Origin of the sequence: Geodermatophilus sabuli, from assembly GCF_010686765.1 — a bacterium.
Taxonomy (GTDB): Bacteria; Actinomycetota; Actinomycetes; order Mycobacteriales; family Geodermatophilaceae; genus Geodermatophilus; species Geodermatophilus sabuli_A.
Genome location: NZ_JAAGWF010000008.1, coordinates 65,302 through 86,250 on the forward strand (window position 1 = coordinate 65,302; position 20,949 = coordinate 86,250).

General features: G+C 75.6%; 18 protein-coding genes. 9 read left to right on the plus strand and 9 right to left on the minus strand.

Features of this window, described 5'->3' with window-relative positions:
- Nucleotides 1-37 precede the first annotated feature (37 nt).
- The 3 genes from GCU56_RS24490 (at nt 38) to GCU56_RS07170 (ending at nt 4,230) form a co-directional block, all read left to right on the plus strand.
- Nucleotides 38-163: a hypothetical protein gene (locus GCU56_RS24490; RefSeq protein ID WP_275585762.1), complete on the plus strand. Its 126-nt coding sequence runs from the start codon at nt 38-40 to the stop codon at nt 161-163.
- A gap of 59 nt (nt 164-222) precedes the next feature.
- Nucleotides 223-3,225, plus strand: a complete 3,003-nt coding sequence (locus GCU56_RS24495; protein WP_163480841.1) for an AAA family ATPase — start codon at nt 223-225, stop codon at nt 3,223-3,225.
- Nucleotides 3,226-3,378: 153 nt separating this feature from the next.
- Nucleotides 3,379-4,230, plus strand: coding sequence for an IclR family transcriptional regulator domain-containing protein (locus tag GCU56_RS07170; protein WP_204331641.1), 852 nt, complete (start codon nt 3,379-3,381; stop codon nt 4,228-4,230).
- A gap of 46 nt (nt 4,231-4,276) precedes the next feature.
- On the opposite strand, the gene GCU56_RS07175 is transcribed toward GCU56_RS07170, so the two are convergent.
- Nucleotides 4,277-6,046: a DEAD/DEAH box helicase gene (locus tag GCU56_RS07175; RefSeq protein WP_163480842.1), complete on the minus strand. Its 1,770-nt coding sequence runs from the start codon at nt 6,044-6,046 to the stop codon at nt 4,277-4,279.
- A gap of 362 nt (nt 6,047-6,408) precedes the next feature.
- Between GCU56_RS07175 and GCU56_RS07180 the strand changes: the two genes are divergently transcribed.
- Complete coding sequence (locus tag GCU56_RS07180; RefSeq protein WP_204331642.1) at nt 6,409-7,611, plus strand: aminotransferase class I/II-fold pyridoxal phosphate-dependent enzyme; 1,203 nt, start codon at nt 6,409-6,411, stop codon at nt 7,609-7,611.
- A gap of 147 nt (nt 7,612-7,758) precedes the next feature.
- Here the strand turns inward: GCU56_RS07180 and GCU56_RS07185 are convergent, their stop codons facing one another.
- From GCU56_RS07185 to GCU56_RS07195, 3 genes are all read right to left on the minus strand, one after another.
- Nucleotides 7,759-9,444: a DNA repair helicase XPB gene (locus GCU56_RS07185; RefSeq protein WP_163480844.1), complete on the minus strand. Its 1,686-nt coding sequence runs from the start codon at nt 9,442-9,444 to the stop codon at nt 7,759-7,761.
- Nucleotides 9,445-9,559: 115 nt separating this feature from the next.
- Nucleotides 9,560-10,843 carry an SAM-dependent methyltransferase gene (locus GCU56_RS07190; RefSeq protein WP_163480845.1) on the minus strand — a complete coding sequence of 428 codons (1,284 nt, stop codon included), beginning with the start codon at nt 10,841-10,843 and terminating at the stop codon, nt 9,560-9,562.
- Between the two features lie 134 nt (nt 10,844-10,977).
- Nucleotides 10,978-13,236, minus strand: a complete 2,259-nt coding sequence (locus GCU56_RS07195; protein WP_163480846.1) for a helicase C-terminal domain-containing protein — start codon at nt 13,234-13,236, stop codon at nt 10,978-10,980.
- A gap of 120 nt (nt 13,237-13,356) precedes the next feature.
- Between GCU56_RS07195 and GCU56_RS07200 the strand changes: the two genes are divergently transcribed.
- The 3 genes from GCU56_RS07200 to GCU56_RS07210 all read left to right on the plus strand — a co-directional run bounded on the left by GCU56_RS07200 (nt 13,357) and on the right by GCU56_RS07210 (nt 15,847).
- Entirely contained in the window at nt 13,357-13,884 is a 528-nt protein-coding gene (locus tag GCU56_RS07200) for a hypothetical protein (RefSeq protein WP_163480847.1), read from the plus strand.
- 89 nt (nt 13,885-13,973) lie between these two features.
- Entirely contained in the window at nt 13,974-14,195 is a 222-nt protein-coding gene (locus GCU56_RS07205) for a hypothetical protein (protein WP_163480848.1), read from the plus strand.
- Entirely contained in the window at nt 14,192-15,847 is a 1,656-nt protein-coding gene (locus GCU56_RS07210; protein ID WP_163480849.1) for an AMP-binding protein, read from the plus strand. Before GCU56_RS07205 ends, GCU56_RS07210 begins: the two co-directional genes overlap by 4 nt.
- A 160-nt stretch (nt 15,848-16,007) precedes the next feature.
- Here the strand turns inward: GCU56_RS07210 and GCU56_RS07215 are convergent, their stop codons facing one another.
- Nucleotides 16,008-16,775, minus strand: coding sequence for an endonuclease/exonuclease/phosphatase family protein (locus GCU56_RS07215; protein WP_163480850.1), 768 nt, complete (start codon nt 16,773-16,775; stop codon nt 16,008-16,010).
- A gap of 38 nt (nt 16,776-16,813) precedes the next feature.
- Between GCU56_RS07215 and GCU56_RS07220 the strand changes: the two genes are divergently transcribed.
- On the plus strand, nt 16,814-17,383 hold the full coding sequence (locus GCU56_RS07220) for a hypothetical protein (RefSeq protein ID WP_163480851.1): 570 nt from the start codon (nt 16,814-16,816) through the stop codon (nt 17,381-17,383).
- Here the strand turns inward: GCU56_RS07220 and GCU56_RS07225 are convergent.
- The gene (locus GCU56_RS07225; RefSeq protein ID WP_163480852.1) at nt 17,370-17,690 is read right to left on the minus strand and encodes a DUF202 domain-containing protein; all 321 of its coding nucleotides are present in this window, start codon (nt 17,688-17,690) and stop codon (nt 17,370-17,372) included. The genes GCU56_RS07220 and GCU56_RS07225 overlap by 14 nt on opposite strands.
- Nucleotides 17,687-18,046 carry a DUF202 domain-containing protein gene (locus tag GCU56_RS07230; protein ID WP_163480853.1) on the minus strand — a complete coding sequence of 120 codons (360 nt, stop codon included), beginning with the start codon at nt 18,044-18,046 and terminating at the stop codon, nt 17,687-17,689. Before GCU56_RS07230 ends, GCU56_RS07225 begins: the two co-directional genes overlap by 4 nt.
- 186 nt (nt 18,047-18,232) lie before the next feature.
- On the opposite strand from GCU56_RS07230, the gene GCU56_RS25850 reads away from it, so the two are divergent.
- Nucleotides 18,233-18,628 carry a cold-shock protein gene (locus GCU56_RS25850; RefSeq protein ID WP_163480854.1) on the plus strand — a complete coding sequence of 132 codons (396 nt, stop codon included), beginning with the start codon at nt 18,233-18,235 and terminating at the stop codon, nt 18,626-18,628.
- 260 nt (nt 18,629-18,888) lie between these two features.
- Here GCU56_RS25850 and GCU56_RS07240 read toward each other — a convergent pair whose 3' ends face one another.
- On the minus strand, nt 18,889-19,365 hold the full coding sequence (locus GCU56_RS07240; protein WP_163480855.1) for a DUF2771 family protein: 477 nt from the start codon (nt 19,363-19,365) through the stop codon (nt 18,889-18,891).
- Complete coding sequence (locus GCU56_RS07245; protein WP_345771700.1) at nt 19,362-20,672, minus strand: MFS transporter; 1,311 nt, start codon at nt 20,670-20,672, stop codon at nt 19,362-19,364. Before GCU56_RS07245 ends, GCU56_RS07240 begins: the two co-directional genes overlap by 4 nt.
- Nucleotides 20,673-20,949 lie beyond the last annotated feature (277 nt).

The window sequence follows — 20,949 nt, forward strand, 5'->3', positions numbered from 1 at the left end:
GGCGTCATCGCATCCGATGACGAGCAGGGAGACGGTCATGGCGCACTATCCCAACCCCGGACTCGAGGCCGAGCTGGCCTACCGGCGCGAGGTGCTGCAGCAGCTCGGGCAGGGGACCAGGACCCGCCGGTGGTTTCCCCGCCGCAGCCGGCAGGCCCGCTGACGGAGGGCCCGCCTGGGCGTGGTCGAGGGCGGGCGGGGCCCTCTGCCACGATCGAGGGCGTGCCGCAGTGGGACGACCGACCGCTCGTGGGCCGGGCCGAGGAGCTGACCCGCCTGCTCGCCGCCGTCGACCGCGCGCTGGAGGGTCGCGCCGGCGGCGTGCTGCTCGCGGGTGATGCCGGGGTGGGCAAGACCCGGCTGCTGGACGAGCTGAGCGCACGGGCGGCCGGCCGCGGGATCCGCGTGCTCACCGGGCACTGCGTCGACCTCGGTGACGTCGGGCTGCCCTACCTGCCCTTCGTCGACCTGCTGCGGCCGGTGACCGCCGAGCCCGCCGGGGTGTCCCCGGTGGGCCAGCCGGCGTTGGCCGCGATGCTCGAGGGGCGGTCGGCTCTGGTGTCCCCGGAGCTGCCGGCCGGTGACGCGGCCGACCTCGGCCGGCCGCTGCGACACCTGGGTTCCCGCCCGCTGCTCGACGACGGGCGGCTGCAGCTGTTCGAGGCGGTGGCGACGGTGCTCGCCGAGCTGGGCTCGGGAACCCCGCTGCTGGTCGTCCTGGAGGACGTGCACTGGGCCGACAGCTCCAGCCGCGACCTGCTGCGCTACCTGCTGTCGCGGCTGGCCGAGGAGCCGGTGGTGCTGGTCGTCTCCTACCGTGCCGACGACCTGCACCGCCGGCACCCGCTGCGGCCGCTGCTGGCCGAGCTGGTGCGGCTGCCCGGCGTGGAGCGACTGGAGCTCGGTCCGCTGCCCGACGCCGCCGTCGGTGAGCTGGTGCGCGGGCTGGCCGCCGGAGCGCCGGAGTCCACCGTCGAGGACGTCGTCGCCCGGGCGGAGGGGAACGCGTTCTACGCCGAGGAGCTGCTGGCCGCCGGGCTGGCCGGCGAGACGCTCCCGCTCGCGCTGACCGACGTCCTGCTGGCCCGGGTGGAGCAGCTGGGGGAGGCGGCGCAGCGGGTGCTGCGTGTCGCCGCGGTCGCCGGACGGCGGGTGCGGCACGACCTCGTGGCCGCCGTCGCGGGCCTGGCCCCGGTGGAGCTGGAGGCGGCGCTGACCGAGGCGGTGCACCACCACCTGCTCGTCGTCTCCGACGACGGTCGCTACCGGTTCCGCCACGCGCTGCTGCGCGAGGCGGTGCTGGCCGACCTGCTGCCCGGGGAACGGGTCCGGCTGCACGCCTCGATCGCCGCGCACCTGGCCGCGACGCCGGGGGCCGGCACGGCCGCCGAGCGGGCGCACCACGCGCGGGGCAGCAACGACCTGCCGGCCGCACTCGCCGCCTCCGTGGAGGCCGCGGAGGAGGCGGGCCGCGCCGGCGCCCCGGCCGAGCAGCTGCAGCACCTGGAGTCCGCACTCGCCCTGTGGCCGGCGGTCCCCGACGCGGCCGAGCGGGCCGGGCGGGACCAGGCGCGGCTGCTGCTCGACAGTGCCGCGGCCGCCCGGACGGCGGGCGAGCTGCACCGGGCGGTGGGCCTCATGCGGACGGCGCTCGAGCTCCTGGGTGACGGCGGCGACCCGGGGGCGCGCGCCCAGGTGCACTACCGGCTCGCGCAGGCGCTGGCCCGCATCGAGGACGAGTCGGCCGCCCATCGGGAGAGCAGCGCCGCGATGGCACTGGTGCCCGCGCAGCCGCCGTCGTCGGTGCGCACCTGGGCGGCGGCCACGCACGCCCGCACCTGCTACGCGCTCAGCCGCTGGGAGGAGGGCGACGCGGCCGCCCGGGAGGCACTCGCCGCCGCCGACGTGCTGGGCCTGGACAGCGCCTGGGCCGACACAGCGGTGTCGCTCGCCCGCTCCAGCGCCCGGGAGCCCGGCGCGACCACCCCGGCCGAGGTGACCGCCCGGCTGGAGGAGGCGCTGGTCCGCGCCCGCCGCTCCGGGGACACCGACGTCGAGCTGCGGGTGCTGTTCAACCTCGCCGTGGTGCCCTACGAGGCCGGGCAGCTGCCGGCGGCGCTGCACTGGATCGGGATCGCGCTGGACCGGGCGCGCGAGTGTGGCACCCAGTGGTCGTTCTACGGAGCCGAGCTGCGCCATCTCGGGGTGGTCGCCCGCTACGTCGCCGGCGACTGGGACGGCAGCCTGGCGCTGGCCGAGGGGCTGTCGAGGGTCCCGGAGATGGCCGGGCACGTGCGGGCCGACGGCCTGCTCGTGCAGGTCGGGCGCGGCGACCCGGCGGCGGCCGAGCGCGTGGTCTGGGCTCGGGGTCTGGCCGGCCGGCTGGGGGCGCACGTCCTCTTGCTGCTGGCCACCTCCGCTGCCGAGATCGACCTGGCCGCGTGGGCGGGGGACCCCGGGACGGCCGCGCACCTGGCGCAGGAGGCGGTGCGCCAGGTGCACAGGCACTGGGGCGTCGACCGGCTGGCGGTGGTGCGGCTGGCGGCGACGGCGCTCGCGCCGGTCGCCGACGCGGCCGCGACGGCGCGGCTGCAGCGGGACGACGCGTCCCTGGCGCGGTGGACGGCGGCCGGGGAGGACCTCGCGGCCCTGGCTCGGTCGGCGGTGGCGGACCACCTCGCCGGAGTCGGCGGCTACGGCGCCGAGGCGGCTGCCTGGGTGGCGCGGCTGGAGGCGGAGGCCGCGCGGCTGGACGGGCGGCCGGCGCCGGACCTGTGGCGGGAGGCGGTCGACGGCTTCGGCTACGGCCACGTCTACGAGCAGGCGCGGTCCCGGTGGAGGCTGGCCGAGGCGCTGCTGGCGGTCGACGACCGCGAGGGTGCGGCCACGGAGCTGCGCGCTGCCGCCGAGGTCGCCGAGCGCCTGGGCGCCGCGCCGCTGCGCGCCGCGCTGGTCGCGCTCGCCCGACGGGCCCGGCTGCCACTGGACCTCCCCGGTGCCGGGCGGGTGGCCGACCCCGCGACGGTGTTCACCCCCCGGGAGACCGAGGTCCTGCGCCTGCTGGCGAAGGGCCGGACCAACCGGCAGATCGGCGCGGAGCTCTACATCAGCGAGAAGACGGCGAGCGTGCACGTCAGCAACATCCTGGCCAAGCTCGGCGCCGGCGGCCGCACGGAGGCCGTGGCGCTCGCGGCCTCCCGCGGCCTGCTCCCCGCCGCCGGATGAGGCGGCGGCCGACCTGTCGCGCTGTGTTCCACGTCACGGAACCGTGGTGGAGACCTCGCCGAGGACTTCCTACCGTCGGTGTGCACGAGGGCCGCCCCTGAGCCGACGGCGGCGGCCGGCAGGGGGAATCGGCATCTCCAGCGGGAGGCAGCGGTGACGATCGACGACGACGTGCGCGTACCCGGCCTCGCAGCGCAGGCGCCCGCCGGGCCGGGCCACGTGCGGCGGCTGTCCCCGACCCAGCGGGCGCTGCGGGTGCTGGGCTGCTTCTCGACCGCACGGCCCGAGCTGACCCTGACCGAGCTGAGCCGCGGGACCGGCCTGCCGATGTCGACCACCCACCGGGTGGTCGGCGAGCTGGTGCAGTGGGAGGCGCTGGTACGGGGCCAGAACGGGCGGTACCACGTCGGCGTCCGCCTCTGCGAGGTCGCCGCCTCCTCGCCGTCGGCTGCCGGTCTGCGGGAGATCGCCTGGCCGTTCCTCGAGGACGTGTTCGAGGCCACCCGCGAGACGGTGCTGCTGGCGGTGCGCGACGGGCTGGACACCGTGTTCCTGGCCCGGCTGTCCGGCCGCGAGTCGATGCCGGTGTTCTGCTACCTCGGCCGCCGCCGCAACCTGACCACCACGAGCGCCGGCCTGGTGCTGCTCGCGCACAGCCCGACGGAGGTCCAGGAGGAGGTCCTCAGCGGGCCGCTGCCCCGGTTCACCGCCAAGACCGTGACCGATCCGCACGCTCTCCGGTCGGTGCTCGCGGAGATCCGCCGGTGCGGGCACTCGGTGAGCGACGGCGCCATGAGCCTGACCTCGGCGTCCTGCGCCGCGCCCGTGCGCGACGGCGACGGCAACGTGGTCGCCGCACTGGGGGCCGTGGTCAACGTCGAGGACGTCAACGTCCGGACGCTCGTGCCGGTCCTCATGGCCTCGGCCCGCGGCATCTCCCGGGCGCTCGGGGCGCCGGCGCCGCGGCGCACGAACGGTGGTCAGGGCGCCCGCTTCTCCGCCTGAGTCAGCCCGGGCCGCCCGGGAGGAGCGGGCCCGGAGGACCACCAGGTCACAGCATCGTGCGCAGGCGCTCCCGCCGGGCGCGCAGCACGTCCACCGACGCCGAGGCCGAGGGCGGCCCGGGCACCGTCTGCCGCAGCTGGGTGTGCACCACCGCGTGCGGCGTGGAGGTCTTGGCCGACACCCGGCTGACCAGCCGGTTGATCTCCCGGCGCAGCTCCGCGGCATCCCGCCACGACCGGCCGGCCTCGTGCTCCTCGGGGTGGTCCTCGACCGGGAACAGCCCGTCCTCGTCGTCGACGTGCGGGCGCGCGGCGATCCGCACCCGCAGCTCGTCGTCCCGCTTGGACAGCAGTTCGGCGGTCTGCTCGGCGGTCAGCAGGCCCGGGATCCCGAGGAACTCCTCGTCCTCGGGGGCGACGACGACTCCCGAGCCCGAGCCGGTGTGCGCCGTCCCGCCGTGCAGCACGTGGGCGAAGCGGGCGTCGGCCTCCAGGGCCTCCCACTGCTTCGGGCCGTCGGGGTCCTTCTCCTTGGGCGGCAGCGGCTCGAGGTCGAGTTCGTCGCCCTGCTCGGTCTTGGGTGGGGGCATGACGTGGTTGCGCTGCTCCTCCATCGACGCGGCCAGGGTCAGCAGCGGCCGGACGGCGGGGAGGAAAACGGTGGCCGACTCGTGCGCGCCGCGCGCACGGACGACGCGGCCGACGGCCTGGGCGAAGAACAGCGGCGTCCGGTAGGAGGTCATCCAGGCCAGGACGGCGGCCCGGGGGACGTCGACGCCCTCGGAGACCATCCGGACGCAGACCGCGATCCGCGCCGAGCCCCCGGCGAACCGCTCGATCTTCTTCGACGCCTTGGGGTCGTCGGAGAGGATCAGCTCGGGGGCCTTGCCGGTCACCCGGCGGACGATCTTGGCGTACGCGCGGGCGTCGTCCTGGTCGCTGGCCAGCACCAGGCCCGCGGCGTCGGGCATGCCGCGCTCGCGCAGGTGGGTGATCCGGTCGTCCATCGCGGCGATGACGTGCGGCACCCACTGGCCCTTGGGGTCCAGGGCGGTTCGCCAGGCCTGCATCTCCACCGATCGGGTGCCGGCCTCCGACAGCGAGGCGGCGACCACCTCGCCGGCGGAGTTCCGCCAGCGCGACGTCCCGGTGTAGGCGGCGAACACGACCGGCCGGACGACGTTGTCGGCCAGCGCCTCCTTGTACCCGTAGGTGTAGTCGGCGCGGCTGACCAGGCCACCCTGCCCCTCGAAGCCGTCCTCCTCGTAGCGGACGAAGGGGATGCGCTCGTCGGGCTTGGTGCGGAACGGCGTCCCGGTCAGGCACACCCGGCGGGCCGCGCGGCCGTAGGCCTCCTCGACCGCCTCGCCCCAGGACAGGCCGTCACCGGCGTGGTGCACCTCGTCCAGGATGACCAGCGTCTTCACGGTGGTCGCACGGGCGGCGTGCAGCATCGGCTTGCCGGCCACCTGGGCGTAGGTGGTGACGTAGCCCTGCGTGCCGGCCCGCACCGGGCCGACGGCGTTGGTCAGCCCCGGGTCGAGCACGATCCCCATCGCGTCCGCGGCGTCGGCCCACTGCAGCCGCAGGTGGTCGGTCGGGCAGACGACGATGACCCGCGCCACCTCCCGCCGGGTGAGCAACCGCGCGGCGAGGGTCAGCGCGAAGGTGGTCTTCCCGGCGCCGGGGGTCGCGGTGACGAGGAAGTCCTTGGGCGAGGACTCCTCGTACCTGCCGAGGGCCTCCTGCTGCCACGCCCGGAGCGGTCGGCTGGTCGTCTGCGGGCCCAGGGCCTCCGCTCGTGCTGCACTCCCCATGTCGGGGTCCATCCTCGCCCGGCGGGGGGCAACACGCCCAACCGGCCACCTCCGGCGCGCCCCCGCGCCGACGACGTATGGCGCGCCGCGGCTCGCCGCTGACCTGCGGGGACGCGCCGGGCGGGCGCAGCTGTGGTCCACGTCATGCCCGTGGCGGACCAGCACGTCACGTACCGCCGGACCCGCTCACACCACCGGTCGCCGGGCGCCACAGGTCCGTGCGGGGCGCCGCGGCGGCTGTCCGGCCGTACGCTGGGCGTGGCACCTCGACCAGGCGGCCCGACCGGCGCGGATCGCAGCGGCACACCACCCGCACTCCAGCGCCGTCCACCTCCCTCCGTGCAGTCCGTCCTGGAGCACCCGTGTCCTCTGCCGTCCTCTCCGGTCCCGTCCCCGCCCTCGCCTCCCGCCTCGCCGGCGTGGCCAGCTCGCCGGTGCGCGAGCTGCTCGCCCTGCTCGACCGTCCGGAGGTCATCTCCTTCGCCGGTGGCCTGCCCGCCCCCGAGCTGTTCGACCTCGACGGCGTGCGTGCCGCCTTCGACCAGGTGCTGTGGGGCCCGCACGCACGGCGCGCGCTCCAGTACGCCCCCACCGAGGGCGATCGTGCGCTGCGTGCGCGGGTCGCCGCCCGGATGACCGGGCGCGGACTGTCCACCTGCGTGGACGACCTCCTGGTCACGTCGGGTTCGCAGCAGGCGCTCAGCCTCCTCGCCACGGCCCTGCTCGACCCGGGCGCGGTCGTGCTGGTCGAGGACCCGACGTACCTGGCGGCGCTGCAGTGCTTCCAGCTCGCCGGGGCCCGCGTCGTGCCGGTCCGCACCGACGAGGACGGCATCGACCCGGTGGCGCTCGGCGAGGCGATCCGGAGCGAGCGACCGGCCCTGCTCTACCTGGTCCCGACCTTCGCCAACCCGACCGGGCGGACGATGCCGGAGCACCGACGGGCCGAGGTCGCCGAGCTCACCGCGCGGCACGGCGTGTGGGTGGTCGAGGACGACCCCTACGGGGAGCTGCGCTACCGCGGGGCCCCGGTGACGCCGCTGGCCGCCCAGCCCGGCGCCGACGAACACGTCGTCCACCTGGGCAGCTTCTCCAAGGTCGCGGCACCGGGGCTGCGACTGGGATGGCTGCGGGCGCCGTCCAGGCTGCTGCCGGCCCTGACCGTGGCCAAGCAGGCCGCCGACCTGCACACCTCCACGGTCGACCAGGCGGCGGCCGCCGCCTGGTTCGCCGCGACCGACGTCGAGTCGCACGTCCTGCGGCTCTGCTCGGCCTACCGGGAGCGGCGCGACGCCATGGTCGAGGCGCTCCCGTCCGCGCTGCCGCCGGGCAGTACGTGGACCGAACCGGACGGCGGCATGTTCGTGTGGGCCCGCCTGCCCGGGGACGTCGACGCTGCCGGTCTCCTGGCCGGGGCGTTGCGCCACGACGTGGCGTTCGTCCCGGGAGCCCCGTTCTTCGCGGGGATCCCGGACCGGGCCACGCTGCGGTTGTCGTTCACCACGCACCCCCCGGAGCGGATCGTCGAGGGCATGGCCCGGCTCGGCCGCGCCCTGCGCGCGTGAGCGGAGGACCCGGCGGCGTGGCCGAACCCCGACCGACGTAGCCCCCTCTGCAGGGGCCCGAGCGGAGCGAGGGCTGGGGAGGGCGAGCGGCCCCTCTGCAGGGTCCCGTCCCGAGCGTGCGAGGGGAGGGGGCAGAGGGGTCCTTCGTCAGTCGGCGGGCTCGTCGACCCAGTCGGGGCCGTTGACCTCGCCCGGTCCGGCGAGGTCCGCGGCGTCGACGATCGTGTACGCGTAGCCCTGCTCGGCGAGGAACCGCTGCCGGTGGGCGGCGTACTCGCTGTCGAGGGTGTCGCGGCTGACCACCGTGTAGAAGTGCGCCTGCCGGCCGTCGGCCTTGGGACGCAGCACCCGGCCCAGTCGCTGGGCCTCCTCCTGCCGTGACCCGAACGTCCCCGACACCTGGACGGCGACCGCGGCCTCGGGCAGGTCGATGGAGAAGTTGGCGACCTTGGAGACGACGAGGGTCTTGATCTCCCCGGTGCGGAAGGCGTCGAACAGCCGCTCCCGCTCCTTGTTGGTCGTCGACCCCTGGATCACCGGGGCGTCGAGCGCCGTCCCCAGTTCCTCGAGCTGGTCCAGGTAGGCCCCGATGACCAGCGACGGCTCGTCCGGGTGCCGCTCGAGCACCCGGCGGATGACCGGCAGCTTCGACTGGGCGGTCGCCGCGATGCGGTACCGCTCCTCGGGCTCGGCGACCGCGTAGGTCATCCGCTCCTCGTCGTCGAGCGCCACCCGCACCTCGATGCACTCCGCCGGCGCGATGTAGCCCTGCGCCTCGATGTCCCGCCAGGGGGCGTCGTAGCGCTTGGGACCGATGAGGGAGAAGACGTCGTCCTCGCGGCCGTCCTCGCGGACCAGCGTGGCGGTGAGGCCCAGCCGGCGGCGGGACTGCAGGTCGGCGGTGAGCCGGAAGATCGGCGCCGGCAGCAGGTGCACCTCGTCGTAGACGATCAGGCCCCAGTCCTGGGCGTCGAAGAGGTCCAGGTGCCGGTACTCGCCCTTCCGGCGGGTGGTGATCACCTGGTAGGTGGCGATGGTGACCGGCCGGATCTCCTTGCGCTCGCCGGAGTACTCGCCGATCTCCTCCTCGGTGAGGGAGGTGCGGGCGATCAGCTCGCGCTTCCACTGCCGGCCGGCGACGGTGTTGGTCACCAGGATCAGCGTGGTCGCCTTCGCCTCGGCCATGGCGGCCGCGCCGACCAGCGTCTTGCCGGCGCCGCAGGGCAGGACGACGACGCCCGAGCCGCCGGCCCAGAAGCCCTCGACGGCCTCCTGCTGGTAGTCGCGCAGGTGCCAGCTGGACTGGTCGAGCGCGATGGGGTGGGCCTGGCCGTCGACGTAACCGGCGAGGTCCTCGGCCGGCCAGCCGACCTTGAGCAGCGCCTGCTTGAGCCGGCCGCGCTCCGAGGGGTGGACGACGACGGTGTCGGCGTCGATCCGGGCGCCGACCATGGGCGCGACCCGCTTGCTCCGGATGACCTCCTCGAGCACCGCGCGGTCGGAGGTGGTGAGCACCAGCCCGTGCACCGGGTCGTTGGCCAGGGTCAGCCGGCCGAAGCGGTCCATCGTGTCGGCGACGTCGACCAGCAGCGCGTGCGGCACCGGGTAGCGCGAGTAGCGGACCAGGGCGTCGACCACCTGCTCGGCGTCGTGCCCCGCGGCGCGGGCGTTCCACAGTGCGAGCGGGGTGACCCGGTAGGTGTGCACGTGCTCGGGGGAGCGCTCCAGTTCCGCGAACGGCGCGATCGCCGCGCGGCAGTCGCGGGCCAGCGGGTGGTCGACCTCCAGCAGGAGGGTCTTGTCCGACTGGACGATCAGGGGGCCGTCGCTCACGCGTTCGCATCCTCTGCTCGGGGGTGTCGGCGCAGAGAGCGCGCCGGATCCTCCACGGTAACGCCGGGGACGGACACGCCCTTCCGGCTCGCAGGTGTGCGGTGGGTCGCGGGACCTACAGCCAGGCGGTGCGGCGCAGCGGGGGCGGCGCACCGCCGGCCTTCTGCAGCAGTACCTGGTTCACGCCCATGTCGCCGGCCTCGAACGTCAGCGCGCTGGCGGCCATGTAGAGCCGCCACACCCGGGCCCGCCCCTCACTGCTCGCGGCGACGGCGGCGTCCCAGTCCTGCTCGAGGCGCCGCACCCACGCCCGCAGGGTCAGCGCGTAGTGCCGACGCAGGGCCTCGACGTCGAGGACCTCGAGATCACCGGACTCGAGGACGGCGACCAGCTCGCCGAGCCCCAGCAGCTCGCCGTCGGGGAAGACGTAGCGGGCGATGAAGCTGTCCGGGTCCCAGGTGGAGGTGCCGGCGTTCCAGGAGATCGCGTGGTTGAGCAGCCGCCCGCCCGGGCGCAGCAGCGCCGACAGGTGTGCGGCGTACCCGGGCATCTGGGCGCGGCCGACGTGCTCGGCCATGCCGATGGAGCTGATCGCGTCGAACGGGCCGTCGTCCACCGCCCGGTAGTCCTGGACCCGGATGTCGATCCGGTCGGTCAGGCCGGCCTCGGCGACCCGCTTGCGGGCCATCCGCGCCTGCTCCTCGGACAGGGTGATGCCCACGACGGTCGCGCCGTGGCGCCGCGCCGCGTGGATCGCCAGGCTGCCCCAGCCGCAGCCGACGTCCAGCAGGTGCGAGCCCGGGCCGAGCCCCAGCTTCCGGCACGCCAGGTCCAGCTTGGCCTCCTGGGCGGCGTCGAGCCCGGTCTCGGGCGTGGCCCAGACGGCGCAGGAGTAGACCATCGAGGGCCCGAGGACCAGCTCGTAGAAGTCGTTGCCGACGTCGTAGTGGTGGGCGATCGCGGCGGCGTCCCGGGTCCGGGAGTGCCGGCGGCCGGCCCGCTCGGGCCGGGCCTCCTCGGGCGGGGGCGCGGGCTCGGGACCGATCGCGCCCAGCCGCAGCGCCGTGCCCAGGAGCGCCAGCCGCTCCCGCCAGGTGACCCCGGACGCCGGCTCGTCCTGCGTCAGCCGGCCGGCCGTGCGCAGTGCGGCGACGGTCGCGAAGACGTCGTCCTCCATGTCGATCTCGCCGGCGACGTAGGCGCGGCCGAGTCCCAGCTGGCCAGGCGACCAGAGCATCCGGCGCAGCGCCCGCCGCGAGTGCACCGCGACCACGGGCGCGCCGTCGGGCCCGCTCAGGGAGCCGTCCCACCCGCGTAGCCGGACCGGCAGCCGGGGGGTGCCCAGGACTGCACCCAACGCCGCGGCCAACCGGTCAGCGACCGTCCGTCTCCCAGCCATCTCCCGCCTCCCGCCGTCGGATGTGCGTCCTCACGTCCGACACGACGGAACAGTTGTTGCACGGCCCAACCGCTGCGCGCAAGGTCGTTCCGCCTGACGGGGGGCTCACGATCGGCGTGCGGACGGGTGCGGCGTCAGAGCGGCGGGGCCGCGTCCCCCTCCTCGACCAGCGCCACGGAGGTGATCCGGTGCACGGCGAACGTCCGGCTCTCCCCGCGTCGCTCGTCGTACCCCTGGAGGAACCCACCGGCCAGTGACACCGGCGCGACGATGCGCTGGCTGCCACTGCCCTGGGCGTCGACGTACCCCAGCCACACCGGGACGCCCTCGCGGACGGCGCGGGACAGCAGCTCGAGGGTGCCTGCGGTGGTCACCCCGGGCACCTGGCGCACCGCCTCGCCCCGGCGGGCGGCCAGCGCGGCGTCCCCGGCACGGACCTCCCGCACGGTGGCGGCCAGCTCCGCCTCGGTCAGCGGGCGGGGGGCCTGCGGGCCGGTCCCGCCCGGCCGGCGTCCGGCGGCGCGCGGGCGGGCCGGGGGCCGGGTGAGGACGGCGCCACCCGAGGACTCGCCCGCGGGGGCGTAGCCCGCCTCGCGGAGCACGTCGAGCACCTCGTCGGCGCCCAGCCCGCTGACCAGCACCCCCGGTGCCAGCCGGCGCAGCTCCGCGCCGGCGGTCCGCCGGTCGTTGAGGACCTGGGACAGCAACCCGTGGTCGTCGGAGCGCACGTAGCTCTCGATCGCCCCGACCCGGAGCCGGCCGTGCTGGCGGGCGACGTCGTCCACCAGGAAGTCCAGTGCCTGCGGCACCGGCGTGCGGGAGGCGCGGGCGAAGAAGTCGTGCAGGTCGGTGGCCGACCAGCCGGAGTCCAGGGCGCGGCGGACGCTGGCCTCCGACACCCGGAACACCGTGGCCCCGCCCGAGGACTCGACGTCGGCCACGACGGTGAGGGTGTCGGCGAGCTCGGCGACCAGCGGGCCGGGGGCGATCAGCGAGAGGTCGGGCTGGGCGAGCACGTGGTCGACCGGCTCGGGCAACAGGCCGCGCATGGCGTCGGCGGCGCCGTCCTCCCCGGCGGTGAGCAACCCACGGCCGCCGGTGGACAGGACCCCGCCGACCAGCACCCCGAGCCGGGCGCCCTCGGCGAGCAGATCGGGCACCGGGGCCAGCCGGTCGGCCCGCCGCGGCGTGCGCCAGCGCAGCACCGCCACCAGGTCCTCGGCGCCGACCCCTGACCCGGCGGGGTACTCCGCGAGGGCGGCCAGAGCCGACCGCCGGATGGCCGGAGCGGTGTGCCGGACCAGGTCGGGGGACAACGCGTTGACCGCCTTCCCGGCGACGTCGCGCTGCCCGGCGAGCGCGGGCAGTCGGACGGTGGCCAGCCAGCCGCCGGCCAGCGTGGCCCACCGGTCGGGCAGGTCCTGCTCGCGCCACAGGTCGAACGCACGGGTGGGGAGCCACTCGTCGCGGTGCGGCCCGCCGACGTCGAGCAGGCCGGCGGCGAACGCCAGTTCCAGCAGCCACGCGGCCTCGGGCTCGGTCACGTGCAGGGCGCGGGCGAGCCGCTTCTGGTCGCGCACCCCGACCCCGCCGCTGCGCAGCAGGCCGGCCGGTTCCTCCTCGAGGAGCGACAGCAGCTCGCCGATCCGGCCGACCGACTCCATCGCCGCCCCCGCCGCCTGCCGGTCGACGACCGCGGGGTCGCGCCGGACGACGTCGGGCTCCGGGCGCGACCGCGGCGGACCGTAGGGCTGTGCGCCCCGCAGGAGCAGCGCGATCTCGCGCGGCAGCTCGACGTTGAGCGCGTCGATGCGGGCCAGCAGTCCCCGCTGCAGCAGCCGGCGGGCGGGTGAGGCCGCCTCGCTCCCGGTGTCGGGCAGGTGCCCGACCGGCCGGTCGCCGGCCAGCCGCTCGAGCACGTCCCGCTCCTCGGCGCCCAGCTCGGCCAGTGCCGCCGGGAGGTCGGCCGGCAGGGGCACCCGCAGCTCGGCTGCCCGCCGGCCCAGACCCGCCGGGTGGCGCACCGAGCGACGCACCGGGTCCGGGGCGTGCAGCACCTCGTCGCCCCACAGCAGCGCCCGAGTGGTCAGCCGTTCGACGGCGCCGGCGAGCACCTCGTCGGGCACCTCGGGCAGCGCGGCGGGCAGGTCGGCGGCGTCCACCCCGTCGGTCCCGGCGAGCAGCACCACGTCGAGCACCTGCAGCGTGGCGGCGTCCAGCTCGTCCAGGGCCCGGTCCACCGACACCGGCACCGCCAGCCGGCTGGCCAGGGCGACGACGTCGGAGGGGGCCGGCCGGGCGACGTCGGGCCGGGCTGCCAGAAGCGCGCCGAGCTGGGCGTCGCTGCGGGTGCGCAGCCACGCGGCCAGCGTGGCGGGACGGTCGGCAGACATCCGGTCCACGCTACGTCGTTCCCGCCGAGTCCTGCCGGGGTCGTCCCGAGCGGTCCCGCCGGGCGTCACCCGCGCCACCCGCCACCCGCGCGTGTCCGGCGGGTGCGCCAGCATGGCCGGGTGCACCCGGCCGCCGACGATCCGCAGACCAGCAGCGCGCTCACCGGCTACCACGCGGGGGCGGTGCGCTGGCTGGCCGGCGGGCTGATGGCCGTCGTCCTCGGCGTGCTGCTCGGCGCGGCCGCCGTGGTCATCGCCGAGAGCTCCGGCCGTCGGCTGCCCGGTGCCGGGCTGTTCGTCGTCGTGCTGGTCGTCGGTGGGGTCGCGGCCACCGTCGCCGGCGGCGGTGCGCTGCTGCGGCACCGGCGCTGGCGGAGGGCGCTGCGCACCGTCCCCTGGCAGATCGGCGTCCTGCGCGTCGCCGGGCCGGCGGTGCTGGCCTTCGAGCCCGAGGGGTACGACGAGACCGACCCGCTGGCCGAGCCGGTCCGGCTGCGGCTGGCCAGCACCTCGGTCTGGCGGACCCGCGCGGTCCAGCACCTGCACGACGCGACGGTGCGGGCCGCGCCGGTCGGCGGGCGGGAGTGGGTCCTCGCCGCCGACGGCGTGCCGACCGTCTACGGCGCCCGTGTCACCGGACGCCGATGACCGGCGCGGGGGCGTACTGCGTGCGTTCGGGGTATGCCGTCGGCGAAGATGCACCCCGACGGCACGAGCGACACGGAGGCGACAGCGACATGGCGAAGCGGAAGACCAAGAACGCCCACCTGGTCGAGCCCACCTGGGGGCAGTCCGACAGCGGCGGCCCGCCCCTGACCGAACTCCTCGCGGAGCCGGCCGGTCCGCTCAACCCCTTCGGCGAGGACCACGACTTCCCGCTGCCCGCCAGCCGCATCCGCTACGCCCACCCCACCGACAAGCCCAACCGGGCCGGCGTGCAGGCGGTGGACGGCCGGTGACCACTCCCGCGCTGCCGTCCTACAGCAGCGGGACCTCGACGGTCCCCCTGCTGGGAGACACCATCGGGGCCAACCTGGACCGGACGGCGGCGCGGGTGGGCGACCACGAGGCGCTGGTCGAGTGCGCCACGGGACGCCGGTTCAGCTATCCGCAGTTCGTCGCCGAGGTGGACGCGGTCGCCCTCGGCCTCGACGCCCGCGGCGTCGCCCAGGGCGACCGGGTGGGCATCTGGGCGCCCAACTGTGCGGAGTGGGCCTTCGTCCAGTACGCGACCGCCAAGCTGGGCGCGATCCTGGTCAACATCAACCCGGCCTACCGGACCCACGAGCTGCGGTACGTGCTGCAGCAGGCCGGCATCTCGGTGCTGGTCAGCGCCCCGGAGTTCAAGACCAGCGACTACCGGGCGATGGTCGAGGAGGTGCGCGGCGACTGCGCCGACCTGCGGGAGGTCGTCTTCCTCGGCTCCCCGGAGTGGGAGCAGCTCGTCGCCGACGGCCGGGCCGGGGACCGCGGGCTGCTGGCCGAGCGGGAGACGCAGCTGTCGGCCGACGACCCGATCAACATCCAGTACACCTCCGGGACGACCGGGTTCCCGAAGGGCGCCACGCTCACCCACCACAACCTGCTCAACAACGGGTTCTCGGTCGGCGAGGGCTGCGGCTACACCGAGGCCGACCGCGTCTGCATCCCGGTGCCCTACTACCACTGCTTCGGCATGGGCATGGGCAACCTGGCCTGCACCTCGCACGGCGCGACGATGGTCATCCCGGCGCCCGGCTTCGACCCCGCGCTGACCCTCCGCGCGGTCCAGGACGAGCGCTGCACCTCGCTGTACGGCGTCCCGACGATGTTCATCGCCGAGCTCGCGCTGCCCGACTTCGCCTCCTACGACCTGTCCACCCTGCGGACCGGGATCATGGCCGGCTCCCCGTGCCCGGTGGAGGTGATGAAGCGGGTGGTCGCCGAGATGCACATGGAGGAGGTGACCATCTGCTACGGCATGACCGAGACCTCCCCGGTGTCCACGCAGACCGGCGCCGACGACGACCTCGACCGGCGGACGTCGACCGTCGGCCGGGTGCACCCGCACCTGGAGGTCAAGGTGGTCGACCCGGAGACCGGGCTGACCGTGCCGCGAGGGACGCCGGGGGAGTTCTGCACCCGGGGTTACTCGGTGATGCTCGGCTACTGGGAGGAGCCGGAGAAGACCGCGGAGGTCATCGACCGCGCCCGCTGGATGCACACCGGCGACCTCGCGGTGATGGACGCCGAGGGCTACCTCAACATCGTCGGCCGGATCAAGGACATGGTCATCCGCGGCGGCGAGAACGTGTACCCGCGGGAGATCGAGGAGTTCCTCTACACCCATCCCGACGTCATCGACGCGCAGGTCATCGGCGTCCCGGACGAGCGTTTCGGTGAGGAGCTCATGGCCTGGGTCCGGCTCCGGGAGGGGGCCGAGCCGATGACCGCCGAGTCCCTGCGCGCGTTCTGCACCGGGAAGCTCGCCCACTACAAGATCCCGCGGTACGTGAAGATCGTCGACTCCTTCCCGATGACGGTGACCGGGAAGGTGCGCAAGGTGGAGATGCGGGAGGTCTCGGTCGAGGAGCTCGGCCTGCAGTCGGCGGCCGCCGTCCGCAACGCCTGACAGAGGACCGTGCGTCGGGCCGGGGCACCGCCGGGCCGCTCGACCCCCTCGGCGGGCGCCGGACCCTGCGCACTCGTGGCGATCGGCCGCTGACGACCACGACGTCGCATGGTCCGCCGCGGGCGGCGACCGGGGTCACCGCCCCCGGCCCGTCGCTCGCTCAGGCGGCGCCGCAGGGGACGACCAGGGCGCGGTGGTCCGACAACGGCAGCCGCACCGCCTCGGCCGGACCGGTCGCCGTCAGGGGACCGCGGGCCAGCACGTGGTCCAGCTGCCGGGTCGGCTCGTCGAGCGGGAAGGTGTCCGCCGTGGCCAGGGGCGTCAGACCGCTCACCCGGACGGCCTGGCGACCGGCCATGTTCAGGTCGCCCATGACCACCAGGGGCTCGCGGGTGCCGGTCAGCGAGCGCACCAGGCGGCTCAGCTGCAGGCTGTTCCAGCCGGCGATGAACGAGAGGTGGGTGTTGGCCACGGTGAACTGGCCGTGCGGACCGTCGATGACGGCGGCGACGGCCACCCGTGGCTCGTCGCCGACCAGCTTCGGCCGCGCCGCACCGCGGAACCAGACCGGCACCCGCTTGCGCAGCGCCGGCAGCCGCACCACCCGCCACGACACCACCGGGTAGCGCGACAGCAGCGCGATCCCGTAGCTCGCCGACCCCGGCTGCTCGTCACCGGTGGCGGCCATCCAGGTGCCACCGGGGGTGCCGGCCAGCGCCGCCACGAACTGGGAGTCGACCGCGCCCATCGCCTCAGCGGCCACCGCGGTCAGGTCCGCGCCCAGCGAGCGCGGCTGGTCGCGGTCCACCTCCTGCAGCCCGAGCACGTCGGCATCGAGGGTCTTCACGGCGGCGGCCAGCCGGTCGACGTCCACCCGGTCGTCGTCGGGGGAGCGGCCGTGCAGGATGTTGAAGGTCGCGATGCGCACGAGGAGTGCAGTGCCCGCGTCCGGGTAGCTGCACGCGCGTGCTGCCATCCGACCGCGACGAGATCCGCGACCTGCTCAAGCGCACCGCCGTCGCCCTCAAGCAGGGGGACGTGCCCTTCGCCCTCTGCGGTGGCTACGCCGCCTGGATGCGGGGTGCGCCGGAGCCCGACCACGACGCGGACTTCCTGGTCCCCGAGGCGGAGTCCGAGCGCGCGGCCAAGGTGCTGGCCGACGCGGGGCTCGAGGTCGTGCCCCCGGCGGAGGACTGGCTGACCAAGGTGGTCCAGGGCAACTCGTTCGTCGACGTCCTGTGGCGGACCTGCGGGCACCCGGTGGAGCAGGACCTCATCGACCGCGCCGAGGTGCTCCCGGTGCTGTCGGTGCAGATGCCGGTGCTCCAGGCGACCGACATCCTCGTCACCAAGCTCATGGCCCTCGACGAGCACTACTGCGACTTCTCCCGGCTGCTGCCCGTGGCCCGGGCGCTGCGCGAGCAGGTCGACTGGGGCCGGGTCCGGGTGGAGGTCGACGACAACGACTTCGCGGTGGTCTTCCTCGTCCTGCTCGACCGGCTCGGCGTCGTCGAGGGAGCGGTCAGCGCGGGCTGAGCACGCCCAGGAGTGCGGCGCAGCCGGCCAGCACCACGACGCCGGTGGCGACGAGGACCAGCCGTGGCGCGGTCACCCCCTCGTCCCGTTCGACGGCGCGCTGCACCTGCCGCGCCCGAAGCGGGGCCAACACGCCGAGCACGCCCAGGCCCAGCAGCGCGACCACGCCCGCCACCGCGAGAAGCACCGGGATGCGCCCTCGCACCGCGTGGGCGGCCGTCAGGGCGGCCAGCGCCAACACCCCGAGGCCGGTGCGCTGCCAGGCGAGGTCGGTGCGCTCCCGCCACGTGTCGCGGGGTCGGCTCACCGGCTCAGTACCTGGACGCCGACGAGCACCGCCACCACGACCAGGACGGCGCCCACCGCGGCCACCACCGTCGGTGCGAGCCGGCTCGCGGGCAGCGGTTCGTCCTGGCCGATCGCCTGCTCGTTGCGCCGCCACCGCCGGTAGCCGCCCAGGGACGTCCCCACCCCCGTGAGGACCAGCGCCACGGCCACCGCCGCGCTACCCCAGCGGACGCCGAGGTCGGGGGCGAACTGGGCGACGCCGACCCCGCCGGCGACCAGCGCCAGGCCCGTCCGCAACCACGCCAGCAGGGTGCGCTCGTTGGCCAGGGTGAACCGGTAGTCGGGATGTCCGGGGAGTTCCGGCGCGGGAGGCACCCGGCCAGGCTAGGGCGGAGCGAGCCCCGAGGGAGGCACCCGGCCAGGCTGGGGCGGAGCGAGCGCCGAGGACGTCGTCGGGGGCGGTGGGCACGGCGACTAACCTGGCGGGGAGCGGCCACCGTGCCGTGTCGCCGTCCTCCCGGCCACGGTGCCGGACCGCCCCCGACCGACTGAGGGATCAACGTGCCCACCGGCAGAGTCAAGTGGTTCAACCCGGAGAAGGGCTTCGGCTTCCTCTCCCGCGAGGACGGGCCCGACGTCTTCGTGCACAAGGACGCCCTGCCGGCCGGCACCAACGAACTCAAGCCCGGCCAGCGGGTCGAGTTCGGCATCGTCGCCGGCCGCCGCGGCGACCAGGCGCTGCAGGTGCGGGTGCTCGACCCGCTGCCGTCGGTCACGGCCGCGCACGCCGAGCGGTCCCGCAAGAAGCCCGACGAGCTGGTCCCGATCATCGAGGACCTCATCAAGCTGCTCGACGACGTCTCCGAGGGGCTGCGGCACGGCCGGCACCCCGACCGCGCGATGGCCCGCAAGGTCGGCTCGGTGCTGCGGGCGGTGGCCACCGACCTCGAGCACTAGAAGGACCCTCCTGCCCCCCACCGCTCGCACGCTCGCGGCGGGACCCTGCAGGAGGGCCGCCTGCCCCCCACCGCTCGCACGCTCGCGGCGGGACCCTGCAGGAGGGCCACCTGCCCCCACCGCTGGCACGCTCACGGCGGGACCCTGCAGGAGGGCCACCTGCCCCCCACCGCTGGCACGCTCACGGCGGGACCCTGCAGGAGGGCCACCTGCCCCCCACCGCTGGCACGCTCACGGCGGGACCCTGCAGCAGGGGCGACTCAGCCGGGGGGCGGTGCCGTGGCGGTCCCGCCCCCGGCGCCGCCCGCACGGACGAAGCCGATCGGCCACGCCGCGCTGAACTCCCCGCACTCGCCGCCCTTGTCCTCCACCACCACCAGGTAGAAGGTCGGGGGGACGACGTCGGACGTGTTGATCTCGTCGAACACGGCGACCCCCGCGTCCACGTCGACCTCGCCGAGCTGCTCCTGCAACTGCTCGTCGAACACCTGGACGCTCCACCCGCGCTCGGCCACCGGGTCGGGCACGGACAGCCGGATGGTGGTGTCGGGGGAGACCTCGATGACCGGCGGCCGGGCGTCGTAGCGCTGTCCCTCGCCGTCCACGCAGTACTGGGTGGGCGACACGGCCACCTCCTGCGGACCGGCCTCGACCGTGACCTCCTGCGGACCGGACGGTTCGCCGGAGCCGCAGCCGGCCAGCACCACCACCGCACCCAGCGCCGCGACCCGCCTCACGGCCACGCGCCGTCGAGCGGGTCCGTCGGCGCAGCCGCGACGCGGCGGCGGGGACCCCCCAGCACCAGGCCCACCGCGAGCACCAGCAGGCCGGCGGCGACGGTGAAACCGAGCCAGCCGGTGGGCGGCAGCGCGATGCCGATCGCGCCGCCGACGACCCAGGCGAGCTGCAGCATCGTCTCCGAGCGGGCGAACGCCGAGGCGCGCAGGCTCTCGGGCACCTCCCGCTGGATGATGGCGTCGAGGGCGACCTTGCCCAGGGCGTTGGCCACCGCCGACACACCGGCGACCACCGCGGCCATCGCGAAGCTGTAGAACACCGCCGCCAGGACGGTGATCGCCGCGGCGCTGCCGGCCGACCACAGCACGATCGGATCGGGGCTCACCCGGTGCAGCCGGGAACCGACGGCGGTGCCCAGCACGCTGCCGACGCCGGCCGCGCCGGCGATCGCCCCCAGTGCCAGCGTGCCCTGCCAGCCGCCCTCGATCGTGGCCTCGACGAGGAAGGCCGAGAAGATGGTGAGGAAGCCACCCAGCCCGCGCAGCGCCGCGTTGGCCCGCAGGGCCACGACCACGTGCGGGCTGACCGTCCGGCGCCGGCGGCCGGTGGTCGCCGGCTGCGGTGCGGTGGTGAGGACGTCGGCGGGCAGCTCCCCGGTCGGGACGTCGACGTGGCGGGGCAGCCGCACGGCGAGGACGGCGCCGCAGACGAACACCGCGGCGGTCGCGCCCAGCAGCCAGGGGAAGCCGAGACCCCACGCCAGGCCGGCGCCGATGCCGCCGAACACGGCCGCGGTGAGCAGCCCGAACACCGACGTGCGGGCGTTCGCCGACGTGAGGGACATCGCCCCGGGCAGCACCCGCGGGATCACCGCGGCCCGCAGCACGTTGTGCGCCTTCGACAGCACCAGCACGCCCAGCGCCGCCGGATAGAGCGCGAGGTCGTCGTAGTGGGAGGCCATGACGACGGCGAGCACCGCACGCCCGAGCAGGCTCGCGCCCATGGCCCAGCGCCGACCGCGTTGCAGCTTGTCCAGCAGCGGCCCGATGACGGGGGCGACGACGGCGAAGGGCGCCATGGTCACCAGCAGGTAGAGGGCCACGTTGCTGCGCTGCGCGTCGCTGGCCGCGGCGAAGAACAGCGTGCCGGCCAGTGACACGGCGATCATCGCGTCCCCGGCCATGTGCAGGGCGTTGACCCACAGCAGCTGGGTCAGCCCGCTCTCGGCGGCTCCGTCGGCCCGGCTGGCGGTCCGCACCCGGCGGACGGCAGCGCCGGTCAGCTCCCGGGACCGCGCGGCAGCCACCCGGGTGACGGTCAGCTTCTGCGGCCGGGGCAGCGGGGTGCCGGGGGGCAGTGGACCGGTCGGCGGAGACCCGCCGGGCGGCCACCCCGGCGGGGGTCCGCCGGGGGGTGACCACCCCGGTGCCGGTCCGCCGGGCGGCGGCTCGCCCGGCGGGGCGCCACCACCGGCGGCCGGCGGTGGCACGGCCGGCTGCGGGCGGGTCGCCGGCCGTGGGACGCCGAGCGGTGTGGTGTCCATCCCGTCCACCGCCGGGGACGACGACGTCCGCCGGCGCAGG